General features: G+C 65.9%; 13 protein-coding genes. 9 read left to right on the plus strand and 4 right to left on the minus strand.

Annotation, left to right across the window (positions count from 1 at the left end; genetic code table 11):
- Positions 1–94 precede the first annotated feature (94 nt).
- The 3 genes from LGR44_RS02210 to LGR44_RS02220 are packed head-to-tail and all read right to left on the minus strand — an operon-like array spanning position 95 to position 3,807.
- Positions 95–1,540 (minus strand): sensor histidine kinase, encoded by a 1,446-nt coding sequence (locus LGR44_RS02210; protein WP_226736732.1) that lies wholly within the window; start codon positions 1,538–1,540, stop codon positions 95–97.
- A 7-nt stretch (positions 1,541–1,547) separates the two neighbouring features.
- Positions 1,548–3,011: a dihydrolipoyl dehydrogenase family protein gene (locus LGR44_RS02215; protein WP_226736734.1), complete on the minus strand. Its 1,464-nt coding sequence runs from the start codon at positions 3,009–3,011 to the stop codon at positions 1,548–1,550.
- Entirely contained in the window at positions 2,989–3,807 is an 819-nt protein-coding gene (locus LGR44_RS02220) for a TVP38/TMEM64 family protein (RefSeq protein WP_226736736.1), read from the minus strand. Before LGR44_RS02220 ends, LGR44_RS02215 begins: the two co-directional genes overlap by 23 nt.
- A 270-nt stretch (positions 3,808–4,077) precedes the next feature.
- On the opposite strand from LGR44_RS02220, the gene rpmH reads away from it, so the two are divergent.
- From rpmH to LGR44_RS02265, 9 genes are all read left to right on the plus strand, one after another.
- Entirely contained in the window at positions 4,078–4,212 is a 135-nt protein-coding gene (gene rpmH, locus LGR44_RS02225) for a 50S ribosomal protein L34 (protein WP_027314822.1), read from the plus strand.
- 20 nt (positions 4,213–4,232) lie between these two features.
- A complete protein-coding gene (gene rnpA, locus LGR44_RS02230) occupies positions 4,233–4,664 on the plus strand; it encodes a ribonuclease P protein component (protein WP_226736738.1) in 432 nt (143 codons plus the stop codon).
- Positions 4,657–6,498: a membrane protein insertase YidC gene (gene yidC / locus LGR44_RS02235; protein ID WP_226736739.1), complete on the plus strand. Its 1,842-nt coding sequence runs from the start codon at positions 4,657–4,659 to the stop codon at positions 6,496–6,498. Before rnpA ends, yidC begins: the two co-directional genes overlap by 8 nt.
- Positions 6,499–6,565: 67 nt before the next feature.
- Entirely contained in the window at positions 6,566–7,210 is a 645-nt protein-coding gene (locus tag LGR44_RS02240; protein WP_226736742.1) for a CatB-related O-acetyltransferase, read from the plus strand.
- 67 nt (positions 7,211–7,277) lie between these two features.
- On the plus strand, positions 7,278–8,807 hold the full coding sequence (locus LGR44_RS02245) for a CYTH and CHAD domain-containing protein (RefSeq protein WP_226736744.1): 1,530 nt from the start codon (positions 7,278–7,280) through the stop codon (positions 8,805–8,807).
- A gap of 79 nt (positions 8,808–8,886) precedes the next feature.
- Positions 8,887–9,543 carry a ribosome biogenesis GTP-binding protein YihA/YsxC gene (gene yihA / locus LGR44_RS02250; RefSeq protein ID WP_226736747.1) on the plus strand — a complete coding sequence of 219 codons (657 nt, stop codon included), beginning with the start codon at positions 8,887–8,889 and terminating at the stop codon, positions 9,541–9,543.
- Positions 9,540–9,902 carry a DUF423 domain-containing protein gene (locus tag LGR44_RS02255; RefSeq protein ID WP_226736749.1) on the plus strand — a complete coding sequence of 121 codons (363 nt, stop codon included), beginning with the start codon at positions 9,540–9,542 and terminating at the stop codon, positions 9,900–9,902. Before yihA ends, LGR44_RS02255 begins: the two co-directional genes overlap by 4 nt.
- A 79-nt stretch (positions 9,903–9,981) precedes the next feature.
- Complete coding sequence (gene argB, locus LGR44_RS02260; RefSeq protein ID WP_226736751.1) at positions 9,982–10,893, plus strand: acetylglutamate kinase; 912 nt, start codon at positions 9,982–9,984, stop codon at positions 10,891–10,893.
- 76 nt (positions 10,894–10,969) lie between these two features.
- Positions 10,970–11,707, plus strand: coding sequence for a pyrimidine 5'-nucleotidase (locus LGR44_RS02265; RefSeq protein ID WP_226736753.1), 738 nt, complete (start codon positions 10,970–10,972; stop codon positions 11,705–11,707).
- Positions 11,708–11,792: 85 nt separating this feature from the next.
- Here LGR44_RS02265 and LGR44_RS02270 read toward each other — a convergent pair whose 3' ends face one another.
- On the minus strand, positions 11,793–12,296 hold the full coding sequence (locus tag LGR44_RS02270) for a YciE/YciF ferroxidase family protein (protein WP_226736755.1): 504 nt from the start codon (positions 12,294–12,296) through the stop codon (positions 11,793–11,795).
- Positions 12,297–12,334: the final 38 nt, after the last annotated feature.

Here is a 12,334-nt window from a genome sequence, read left to right on the forward strand (position 1 = left end):
GTTGCTCGCGGGGAGCAACATCGGCTGAGGCGGCTGACTTAAAGGGTTCTGACGCTGTTGGCAAGCCCGATTGTGAAAAGATCTGCACGTTCCTTCAAACTGTCTCTTCCGGCGCGTCTCGATCCGGGATCGTGATCATGAACCGGGTGCCGATCCGGACCGGGTCGAGAGCGATCGCGCCGCCGTGAAGGCCGACGAGTTCGGATGCGATGGAGAGGCCGAGCCCTGCTCCGCCCTTGCGGGCCGAGCCCTGGAAGGGCGTGAAGAGATCCCCGCGGATGCGCTCCGGAATTCCGGGGCCGTTGTCCTCGACCAGGATGGTGACGCTCCTGCCCTCGCGGGCGGCCTTCACCTTGACGCACGGATGTCCCTCCACCGCGCCCGTCTGGCTGAGGGCCTGCACCGCATTGCGGATCAGGTTCACCAGGATGCGGGACAGCTGGTCGGGATCCGCATCCACCATCAGATCCTCGGGCACCTCGGCGTCGAAGCCGATGCCGACCTCCGGGGCCAGATCGGTCAGGTGCGCCAGGTCGTCGATCACGGGAGCCAGCGGAATGAGACGTCGCTGCGGCAGATGCTCCGTGGCCCGCCCATAGGCCAAGGTCGATTCGCAGAAGGCGATGGCCCGGTCGAGGGTCGCCACGAGGCGCGGCGCGATCCGCTGCACCGCTTCGTCGTTGCCGCGCCCGCGGTCGAGCCGGTCCGTCAGGAGCTGGGCCGTCGTGAGCATGTTCCTCAGCTCGTGATTGATCTTGCTGACCGCGAGGCCGAGCTGGGCCAGGCGCCGCTTCTGGCGCAGCTCGTCCGCGAGCGTCGTCTCCATGCGGGCAAGCGCCTGCTCCGCGAGCCCGATCTCGTCCGCGCGATTCGTCGGCTTGATCACCCGCGAGGCATCCTCCGGATGGCCGGAGAACTCGGCGATATTGCCGGTGAGACGCCGCACGGGGCGCACGATGACCCATTGCAGCGTGAGATAGACGAAGGATGCCGTGATGGCGGAGATCAGCAGCGAGAGGAGCAGGATGTTGCGCGACACGTCGAGCATGGCCGCGCGCAAGGGACGCGGATCGAGAATGAGCTCCACGAAATCCACGCCCATTCCGGACCCGATGACCCGGATCGGCTGGTCGCTGGCGAAGAAGAGGTCGTGAAAGGCGTCCCGGACGAGATCGCTCCACCGCACCGTCCGCAGATCGACGCTCTTCTCGACCTCGGCGGGCACGTCGCCGGCGGCGAGCAGGCTTCTCCGCCCGCCGGCCCGGAGCGCGATGGCTCTTGCTCCGACACCGTCGAGGAGCCGCATTTCCAGCTCCTCCGAAATCCCCTCCTCCGGCGCCGCATCGAGAACGAGGGCCGCGATCTGCGCCGCGGCCAGCCGGTCGTTGAGCCAGGTCAGGCGGTAATTGGCGATGGAGGGCACATAGATCAGCACCTCCGCGATCATGACGAACAGAATGGTCAAAAGGAGCAGGCGCGCCGAGAGTCCGAAGTGACTCCAGAGGCGCCATCTCACCGGATGCGGCTGCTCCATGCGCATTCAGCTCTCACCCCAAGCGGCGGACGAGGCCGATCAGCCGCCGCAACCACGGATTCTGTGTCGAAGGCTTCAAGAACTCCACTGCAGCACCCTTCGTCACCTCGGAGAGAGTGGGATAGGGATAGACCAAACCGGCCAATTCCGAAACCTTGGACCCCTTCGACAGCGCCATGACCCACGGCATGATGAGTTCGCCGGCATGGCGCCCTGCAATGGCGCAGCCCAGAATTCGGCCCCGCGGCGTCACGACGGCCTTCACGTGCCCCTCCGTGGCCCCCTCCGCCCGTGCCCGGTCGTTGTCGGCAAAGCTCCAGCGCAGGATTCGGATGGCCTTGTGGGCGGCCTTCGCCTCCTCCTCCGTCAGCCCCACGGCGGCCAGCTCCGGGTCGGTATAGGTCACGCGGGGGATGGGAGCCCGGCTCCAGCGGATCGGCAGCCGGAACAGGGCGTTGCGGATCACGAGTCCGGCCTGGTGATTCGCCGCATGGGTGAAGCGCCCCATCGCGCCGTCGCCGCCGACGCAGTCGCCGATGGCATAGATCCTGGCGTTCGAGGTCTTCAGGTCCCGCCCCACGAGGATCCCGGTGGGATCCGACTCGACCCCGGCGGCCTCGAGGCCGAGCCCCTCGGTGACGGCTTGGCGGCCGGTCGCCACGAGCAGGTGACTGCCCTCGACGCTCTCGCCTTCCTCGAGCACGACCGCGAAACGGGAATCCGGGCGCGGTTCGATCCGGGCAATGGCGCTGCCGACCCGAAGAGCGACACCCTCCCGTCTGAGGGCACGCTCCACGACGGCGGCCATTTCCGGGTCTTCCCGGCTCAGAATGCGCTCGCCCGCCTCGAGAACCGTGACCCTTGCGCCCAGGCGCCGGTAGGCCTGGGCGAGTTCGACCCCGATGGCGCCTCCGCCGATGACGACGAGGTGCTCCGGCTTCTCGGCGAGATCGAAGATCGTGTCGTTGGTGAAATATGAAACCTGGTCGAAGCCCGGGATCGGCGGGACGGCCGGCCGGGAGCCGGAGGCGATAACGAAGCGCCGGGCCTGGATCGTCTTGCCTCCGGCCGTCACCGTGCGGCCGTCCGTGAAGCTCGCCTCCGCCTGGATCACCTGCACGCCCATGGCGGTGTAGCGCTCCACGGAATCCATGGGTGCGATGGCGGCGATCACGCCCTTTACGTGCCGGTGGACCTTGGCGAAATCGACGGCCGGATCGTCTCCCGAGCCGATGCCGAAGCGTTCGGCATGGCGAAAGGCATGAGCCTGCTGGGCGGCGGCGATCAGCGCCTTCGAGGGCACGCAGCCGACATTGAGGCATTCCCCGCCCATCCGGCTCTTCTCGACGAGCACGACGGACGCTCCGAAGGAGGCGGCGATGGCGGCGACCGACAGGCCCGCCGACCCGGCGCCGATGATGCAGAGATCCGGCCTGAGCACCTCGGGCTCACGGCTAAGCTTGTACGTTTTCTTCACCCGTCGTCCCCCTGGTCCGGCGCTCCTGCAGGCGTTTGTAGAGAATCGGCGCAAGCGCCAGCACGCTCAGCACCCCGAGCGCGATCATCAGTTCGGTCGTCAGAAGGCTCTTGACGTCGAAGTCCACCGCGCAGGCGCCCCCGCCTCCCGCGAGGCACTGCGCGCGGGCCCGCGCCTGCACTTCGATCACCTCTTCGAGGCCCGATCCGGCAAAGGCGAAGGCAAAGGATGCCGGGAGCATGCCGATCTGGGTGGCGAGAACGAACTTCCTCAGGCCGATGCCGCAGAACGCCGCCGCGAGGTTGGTCAGCCAGAACGGCACGACCGGCATGAGGCGAAGGAACAGCAGATAGGAGAAGGCCCGCTTCCGGAAGCCATCCGCAAGGCTCCGGATCCTCGGGCCTGCACGGTTGAGGAGCGGCTGCCCCAGGGAGGTCCGGGCGATCAGGAAGATGCTCGTGGCCCCAAGAGTGGCCGAGACCGCCGCGGCCCCGGTCCCCACGACATAGCCGAAGAGATAGCCGCCGATCGCCGTCAGGAAGGCGGATACGGGCAGAGAGAGCGTGACCGCCCCCACATAGACGAGAACGTAAAGCCCGAGCATCTTCAGGCGGTGAGCCGCGACCATCTGCTCGAGACGGCCCTGGTAGTCGATGAAGGCCTCGAAGGTCAGGGAACGGTGAAGCCCCGTGGCGAAAATGGCCGCGACGGCGATCACGACCAGCGCCAGCGGCAGGAAACGCCAGGGGCTGAGCCCCGGATCGGAATCCTCGCGATTTTTTCCGTCTTCTGCCACGCTTGCTCCTGAATGACCGCCCTACTATGTAGCGCCCGACAAGGCCAAGCCCAAACCGCCCTCAAACCGCCGTGAGGGTCCCGGGTTTCGCTTCCGAAAAGACGGGACCGGCGTTGACTTTGGCCCATCCTTCCGTCATAAGCCCGCAAGCTGACAGCGCTCTTCTTGGGCGCTGATCGTTTTTTCGAGACAGTTTCGGGGGAAACCCCAAGGATTTCAGACGGGCGCGAGCCTTGAGGCAGCGCAGCCCCATTCGATCGGAGAAGTGCCGTGAAGAGGACGTATCAACCGAGCAAGCTGGTTCGCAAGCGCCGCCACGGCTTCCGTGCGCGCATGGCGACCAAGGGCGGCCGCAAGGTCATTGCTGCTCGCCGCGCCCATGGCCGCAAGCGCCTTTCGGCGTAAGCAGCGGTAAGGACTGCCCGGTGCGCGGGTCACGCGCAGGCTTGATCGGGCGCCTGACGAAACGACCTGACTTCGTCGCGGCGGCCTCTGGCCGCCGCTTTCATACGGAACGGATGACGGTCCAGGGCCGTCCGCGCGACGATCTGGCTCTTGGCCTGCGCTTCGGCCTCACGGTGACGAAGCGGGTCGGCCATGCCACGGAACGCAACCGGATCAAGCGCCGGCTTCGCAGCGTCTGCCAGGAAGCGGGCGAAGGCTTTGCCGGCACCAACATGGATGTCGTGATCATCGGACGCCGCGACATCCTGACCGCTGATTACGATGTGCTCGTCGACGACCTTCGGCGTGCATTACGGGTTGTAACCAAGCCGAAGAGTGCGCGGCCCCCGGATCGTTCAGTTTCCTCCTCACCTCCCTCCAACGGCGAGCGTCGCGGACATTCCCATGCGTGAAGATAACAGAAACCTCATCGTAGCCATCGTGCTGTCGGTGGCGGTTTTGATCGGTTGGCAGTACTTTTTCGCCGCTCCCGAGGCTGAGAGACAGCGTCTCGCGAACCAGCAGCAGCAATCCACGCAGGTCAACCCGACCGCCCCGACCCCGAGCCAGGCCGGCGGGCCCTCCGCTCCCGTTCCGGGAACCGTTCCCGGCGCTCCGGTGGCGCCGGTGGTCGAGTCCCGCGAGGCCGCGCTTGCCCGCTCGCCGCGCGTCGCCATCGACACCCCGTCCATCGCCGGCTCGATCAACCTGCGCGGCGGTCGCGTCGACGACGTGGCGCTCAAGCACTACCGCGAGACGGTCGATCCTCGCAGCCCGAACATCGTGCTGTTCTCGCCCTCCGGCAGCCCGAACCCCTATTATGCGGATTTCGGCTGGGTCGGCACGCAGGCGGGCCCGCTCCCGGGACCGGACACGATCTGGACCGCCGACAAGCAGACCCTGACCCCCTCCTCGCCCGTGACCCTCACCTGGGACAACGGCCAGGGCCTCGTGTTCCGCCGCATCGTCTCCGTGGACGAAAAGTCCATGTTCACCGTGAAGAACGAGGTGGAGAACCGCGGCTCCGCCGCCGTGACCCTGCATCCCTACGGCCTCGTTTCCCGCCACGGCAAGCCGACGACGCTCGGCTATTACGTGCTGCACGAGGGCTTGATCGGCGTCCTGGGCGACCAGGGCCTGCAGGAATACACCTACGCGAATCTCGACAAGGAGGAGGCCGTTCCGGGCCAGAACACCGTCGGCAAGGTGTGGGACAGCGTCACCGGCGGCTTCGTCGGCATCACCGACAAGTACTGGGCCGCGGCCGTCATCCCGGATCAGACCCAGGTCTATCAGGGCTCCTTCACCATGCGGCAGGCGCCCAATGGCCAGACCTACCAGGCCAACATGCTGGGTGCTGCGCAGACCCTGGCGCCCGGCGCCACGACCGAGGTGACCCAGCGGCTCTTCGCCGGCGCGAAGGAAGTCGCCGTCGTCGACAATTACGGCGAAGCCCTCAACATCAAGAACTTCGATCTCCTGATCGACTGGGGCTGGTTCTACTTCATCACCAAGCCGCTCTTTAAGGTCCTCGACTTCTTCTATCGCCTGTTCGGCAATTTCGGCGTCGCGATCCTGCTCGTGACGGTGGTCCTGAAGCTCATCTTCTTCCCGCTGGCGAACAAGTCCTACGCCTCCATGGCGAAGATGAAGGCCGTGCAGCCGGAGATGGCCTCGATCCGCGAGCGCTATGCCGACGACAAGATGAAGCAGCAGCAGGCGCTGATGGAGCTCTACAAGAAGGAGAAGATCAATCCGGTCGCCGGCTGCTGGCCGGTCCTGATCCAGATCCCGGTCTTCTTCGCGCTCTACAAGGTGCTCTTCGTCACCATCGAAATGCGCCATGCGCCGTTCTTCGGCTGGATCCGCGACCTCGCGGCTCCCGATCCGACGTCCATCTTCAACCTGTTCGGCCTGCTGCCCTACAACCCGGGCGCCGTCCCGGTGCTGGGCTCGTTCCTCATGATCGGCGTGTGGCCGATCATCATGGGCATCACCATGTGGCTGCAGATGAAGATGAACCCGGAGCCGCCGGACCCGGTCCAGAAGCAGGTCTTCGCCTGGATGCCGGTGATCTTCACCTTCATGCTGGGCTCGTTCCCCGCCGGCCTCGTGATCTACTGGGCCTGGAACAACCTGCTCTCGGTCACCCAGCAGGCCTTCATCATGAAGCGCAACGGCGTGAAGATCGAACTCTGGGACAACCTGCGCAGCACGTTCAACAGGAAGAGCCCCGCCAAGGGCTGATCACCGACCGCGAACATCATCCCCGGGCCCTGTCCCGGGGATTTTTCTTTGTGCCATGGAGATCACGATGCCGGCCGCCGGGCCCGATCCTCTCACGCCCCATCCGGTTCCCGGACATCCCCGGGTCGGCTTCCTCAAGGCCTTCGTCAGGCAGGCGAATATCGAGGTCGGCGACTTCAGCTATTACGACGACCCGGAGGGCCCGGAAGCCTTCGTGGAACGGTGCGTGCTCCACCATTACGACTTCATGGGGGACCGGCTCGTCATCGGCAGGTTCTGCGCCATCGCCACCGGCGTCACCTTCATCATGAACGGCGCGAACCACGCCATGACCGGGTTCTCGACCTACCCGTTCAACATCTTCGGACACGGCTGGGAGGAAGGCTTCGACTGGGCGACGATCCAGGCGGGCTTCAAGGGCGACACCGTCATCGGCAACGACGTCTGGATCGGGCACGAGGCGACGATCATGCCCGGCGTGACCGTCGGCGACGGCGCCGTCGTGGCGGCGAAATCGGTGGTCGCCGCCGACGTGCCGCCCTATGCCATCGTCGGCGGCAATCCGGCCAAGGTCGTCCGGCAGCGGTTCGCCGACGAGGTGGTGGCGGAGCTTCTCTCCATCCGCTGGTGGGATTGGGAGATCGACCGGATCACCCGCAACCTCGATGCGATCCGCGGCGCGGATCTGGAGGCTCTCAGGAACGCCGCTTAGGCCATCGCCTTCAATGCCGTCGCCGCGGTCCTATATGGATCGTCGGAATGACGGAGCGGTTGGATTCATGAGCGTGTCCAAAGGTGCGGCAGGCGGGTCTCCCAAGGACGGGGGAGCGCCGCGCGAGATCGAGCTCAAGCTGGAAGTCGCCTCGGGCGAGACCTCGCGCCTTCTCGAACATCCCCTGCTGGCCCAGGCCCAACCCGATCCGGAACAGAGCGGCCAGCTTCATGCCGTCTACTTCGATACGCCGGACCTTGCCCTGCGCCATGCGGGGCTGAGCCTGCGGGTCCGCCGCCGGAACGGCCGCCACGTCCAGACGATCAAGGCCGAGCACGGGGCACGAGGTCTCGCCCTCGACCGGAGCGAATGGGAAAGCCCCGTGGAGGACAGTGCGATCGATTTCGATGCCGCGACCGGCACGCCCCTCGCCCCCTTCGCGGCGGACGAGGCGCTTCGCGGGAGCATCAAGCCGGCCTTCAGCATCGAGACGGAGCGGCGAGCCTTCATGGTCCGCCACGATGCTGCGCTGGTGGAACTCGCCCTCGACGACGCGAAGGCGCGGGCAGGCAGCCAAACCCTGCGCTTTGCCGAGCTCGAGCTGGAGCTGAAGGAGGGCGACCCCTCCTCCCTCTTCACCCTGGCCCTGGATCTCTCGGAGGCGGTGCCGCTGCGGCTTGCGCCCGTCACCAAGTCCGAGCGGGGCTACGGCCTTCTCGACCGGGCCGCCCCGCAGCCCGCCCGCGCCGACAAGATCGAGATGGACCCGGATGCCTCCTGCGCCGAGGCCTTTCAGGTCGTCGCACGGTCGTGCCTGTCGCAGATGGTGCTCAACGAAGCCGTCCTGCGCCGCACGCGGGATCCGGAATCTGTGCATCAGATGCGCGTGGGCATTCGGCGGCTTCGGGCCGCGATGTCGCTGTTCAAGGACCTGCTCGGCGGCCCGCAGACCGAGGCGGTCACGCAGGATCTCCGGTGGATGGGCAGGTGCCTCGGCCCCGCCCGCGACCTCGACGTCCTGCTCGAAAGGCTGAGCGATCCGGACGGTCCGGACCTGCCGGAGGACCAGCGGGAGGAGATCGAGGCCCATCGTGCCCGCGCATACGAGGCGCTCATGGAGGCGCTCGAATCCCCCCGTTTCATGCAGGCGATCCTCAAGGTCGCAGCCTGGATCGAGGCCGGCGAATGGCTGTCCGACGATTCCCCGACCTCCCGTCTGGCCCGGGACCACGCCCGGAAGGAGCTCTCGCGCCGCTGGAAGAAGATCCGCAGGCAGGCGGGACATCTGGCGGATCTCGACGACGAGGGAAGACACAGGCTGCGCATCAGGATCAAGAAACTGCGCTACGGCTCCGAGTTCTTCGCGCCGCTGTTCACGTCAGGCGGGGTCAAACGGCGCCGGAAGGCCATGCTCTCGGCCCTCGAAAGACTCCAGGACCTCCTCGGCGCGATGAACGACATCGCGGTCGGGAGCTCCCTGATCCCCTCCCTGGCGGAGCAGGACCCGGATCATGCTAGGCGCCGGATGAAGAAGCTTCTCTCCAAGGCCGATGCCGCAGGCCGCGACCTGCCGGCGCTGAAGCCTTTCTGGAAATGACGCGCAAAAGAGGATGCCTGCCGGCGAACCGGCACCGAATGCCTTGATGAACGGCCTTCGAGCGTCGATAAGGATCCGCATGAGCGATATGGCACCTGAAACCGACCCCTTTCTCGAAACCGGCCGCAAACTCTTCGCGGGCGAGGCGGACTTCATCTGGGCTGCGAACTCCCTGAAGAACCTGCCGCCCATGACGAAGGTGGAGATCGCCTTCGCGGGCCGCTCGAATGTGGGAAAATCGAGCCTGGTCAATGCCTTGACGGGGCGAAACACCCTCGCTCGCACGTCCCACACCCCGGGCCGGACCCAGCAGCTCAACTTCTTCGACATCGGCGGGCGCTTCCACCTCGTGGACATGCCGGGCTACGGCTATGCCGCGGTCGAGAAGGAGAAGGTCCAGGCCTGGACGCAGCTGATTCACGACTATCTGCGCGGCCGCGCCAGCCTCGCCCGCGTCTTCGTGCTGATCGACGCCCGCCACGGCATCAAGCCGGTCGACGAGGGGGTTCTCGAAACCCTCGACAAGGCCGCGGTCTCCTATCAGGTCGTCCTGACCAAGGCGGACGAACTGAAGGCGGGCGAGCTGGAGAAGCGCATCGCCGACACGGCCGGCAAGATCGCCAAGCGGGCCGCGGCCTATCCCGTGATCATGCCCACTTCCAGCCGCTCGGGCGCCGGCATTCCCGAGCTGCGCGCCGGGATCGCCCAGCTCCTGAACGAACGGGGCGTGGAATGAGCCTGCCCGAACGCATCCTGATCGTCCTGGCGGCCGTGTCGGGGCTCCTGGGTGTCGGCCTGTCGGCCGCGGCGGCGCATGTGACCGGGGGCAATCTCACCACCGCGGCCCAGTTCCTGCTGTTCCACGCTCCGGCCCTTCTGGCCCTCGTGGCCCTGTCCCAGATCGGCGCCGTCAGCCCCGGCTTCGCGCGGCTCGCCGGCTTCGTGCTCGTCCTCGGGCTCGCGCTGTTCTGCGGCGATCTCTCCCGGCGGGCGTTCTCCGGAGTCGCCCTGGCGCCCATGGCCGCCCCCACCGGGGGCATCCTGCTGATGATCGGCTGGATTCTGGTGGGCGCCTCCGCACTTCTGCGCCGCTGAACCGAAGTCTCTGTTTCCAGAGCCTCGGAGCTGGGCTAGAAGGCAGGCCGTTTGTCGTTGCCACGCGCTGGAGCCGCCCATGTCCTCGTCGCCTACGCCCGATCAGCTCCCCGATGTCCATGTGCAGGCCGAAGTGCTTGTGCAAGCGCTGCCCCATATGCAGCGCTACGACCAGGAGGTGGTCGTGATCAAGTATGGCGGCCACGCCATGGGAGACCGCGCCGCCGCGGAAGATTTCGCCGAGGACGTGGTCCTGCTGGAGCAGTCGGGCATCAAGCCCATCGTCGTCCATGGCGGCGGGCCTCAGATCGGCAAGATGCTGGACAAGCTCGGGATCAAGTCCGAGTTCAAGGCCGGCCTGCGCGTGACGGACCAGGCGACCGTCGAGGTCGTCGAGATGGTGCTGGCCGGCTCCATCAACAAGCAGATCGTCGGCTGGATCGGCGCCGAGGGCGGCAAGGCCGTGGGCCTGTGCGGCAAGGACGGCAACATGGTCACCGCCCGCAAGGTCACCCGCACGACCGTCGATCCCGATTCCAACATCGAGAAGGTGGTCGATCTCGGCTTCGTCGGCGAGCCGGAGAAGGTGAACCGGGCGGTTCTGGACCAGGTCCTGAGCGCCGAGCTGATCCCTGTGCTCGCACCGGTCGCCGTGGGGCAGGACGGCCAGACCTACAACGTGAACGCCGACACGTTCGCGGGCGCCATCGCGGGCGCCATGATGGCCAAGCGCCTTCTGCTCCTGACCGACGTTCCGGGCGTCCTCGACAAGAACAAGAACCTCATTCCCGAGATGACGATCGAGGATTGCCGCCGCCTGATCGCCGACGGCACCATCACCGACGGCATGATCCCGAAGATCGAGACCTGCATCTATGCCCTCGAAAAGGGCGTCGAGGCGGTGGTCATCCTGGACGGCAAGGTGCCCCATTCGGTCCTGCTGGAGCTGTTCACCGATCACGGCGCGGGAACCCTGATCCGGCGAAGCTAGCCCTTTCCGGAACTCTGTTCCGTCCTTATATGAGATTCAGTGGGGCCATATCGGCCCCATTGCTATCTTGATGGTCATGAACGCGATCCCACCTGTCGAGCCCCACATATCCTCCGCCGAGTCGCGGCCCTTCTCGCATGTGGAAACGTGGATCTTCGACCTCGACAACACCCTTTACCCGCACACCTCCCGGGTCTGGCCCCAGATCGACGACCGGATCACGCTCTATATCGCGGAGCTCTTCGGCATCGACGGCCTGTCGGCCCGGTCCCTGCAGAAGTTCTTCTACCATAAATACGGGACCACCCTGCGCGCCCTGATCGACGAATACGACGTCGACCCGTACGACTTCCTCGATTTCGCCCACGACATCGACCACACCGACATCGAGCTGAACGAAAACCTCGGGAAAGCCATCGAGAAGCTTCCCGGACGGAAGCTCATCCTCACCAACGGGTCGCGCAAGCACGCCGAGAACGTGGCGAAGAAGATCGGCATTCTCGACCATTTCGAGGACGTCTTCGACATCGCGGCCTCGAACTTCGTGCCCAAGCCGGACCGGCGCGCCTATGAGATCTTCCTCGAGAAGCACGCGGTCGAACCCTCCCGCGCGGCCATGTTCGAGGACATCGCCAAGAACCTGGTCGTCCCCCATGAACTCGGCATGACGACCACCCTCATCGTGCCGCCGACCATCGACCCCTTCCGCGAGGAGTTCGAGCAGGAGGCGGTGAAGATGCCCCATATCGACTACATCACCAACGACCTGGCCGATTTCCTCGAACTCTGCCTGTCGGAAGCGCCCCGGCGCTGATCTCCAGCCGACGCGACGGCTCCCGAACAAAAGAACGGCGGCCTGAAGGCCGCCGTCCTCTCAGTTCAGTCCGAGGCCTTCAGCTTTAGGCGGCCTGGGTGTTGATCTTGCTCTCCGCGATGCGATTGAGCTTCTGATCGGTCGCCTTTTCCTGCTCCAGGATCTGATGGAGCACGCTGGCGCAGTCTTCGCGCCCGAGCTGCTTCGCCCAGGCGACGAGGGTGCCGTAGCGGGTGATCTCGTAGTGCTCGACGGCCTGGGCCGCCGCCAGCAGCGCCGCATCGAGAACCTGCGGATCGTCGATGTCGCCGGCGATGTCCTGAGCCTCGTCGATGATGCCGTCGATGGCCGGGCAGGTCACGCCCTTGGGGTCGTGGCCATGCATGCGGAAGACCTGCTCCACCATCTGAATCTGCTGCTCGGTTTCGCCAAGGTGGGTCTGGAAGGCCTGTTTCAGCTGCGGGTCGCTCACCTTGCCGATCATCTGGGGCAGAGCCTTCGTGATCTGCTGCTCGGCGTAATAGATGTCCTGCAGAGTATGGATGAAGAGGTCATCCAAGGTCTTGATGTCCTTCGATAAAAGGCCCATGGCGCATATCCTTCCGTTGATGTGAGGCAAGTCGGCAC

Origin of the sequence: Microvirga lenta, from assembly GCF_020532555.1 — a bacterium.
Taxonomy (GTDB): domain Bacteria; phylum Pseudomonadota; class Alphaproteobacteria; order Rhizobiales; family Beijerinckiaceae; genus Microvirga; species Microvirga lenta.

Coding starts and splice junctions, on each gene's coding strand:
- LGR44_RS02210 (WP_226736732.1), bottom strand. CDS start 1,540: ATGCGCATGGAGCAGCCGCATCCGGTGAGATGGCGCCTCTGGAGTCAC.
- yidC (WP_226736739.1), top strand. CDS start 4,657: ATGCGTGAAGATAACAGAAACCTCATCGTAGCCATCGTGCTGTCGGTG.
- LGR44_RS02240 (WP_226736742.1), top strand. CDS start 6,566: ATGCCGGCCGCCGGGCCCGATCCTCTCACGCCCCATCCGGTTCCCGGA.
- LGR44_RS02245 (WP_226736744.1), top strand. CDS start 7,278: ATGAGCGTGTCCAAAGGTGCGGCAGGCGGGTCTCCCAAGGACGGGGGA.
- yihA (WP_226736747.1), top strand. CDS start 8,887: ATGAGCGATATGGCACCTGAAACCGACCCCTTTCTCGAAACCGGCCGC.
- LGR44_RS02255 (WP_226736749.1), top strand. CDS start 9,540: ATGAGCCTGCCCGAACGCATCCTGATCGTCCTGGCGGCCGTGTCGGGG.
- argB (WP_226736751.1), top strand. CDS start 9,982: ATGTCCTCGTCGCCTACGCCCGATCAGCTCCCCGATGTCCATGTGCAG.
- LGR44_RS02265 (WP_226736753.1), top strand. CDS start 10,970: ATGAACGCGATCCCACCTGTCGAGCCCCACATATCCTCCGCCGAGTCG.
- LGR44_RS02270 (WP_226736755.1), bottom strand. CDS start 12,296: ATGGGCCTTTTATCGAAGGACATCAAGACCTTGGATGACCTCTTCATC.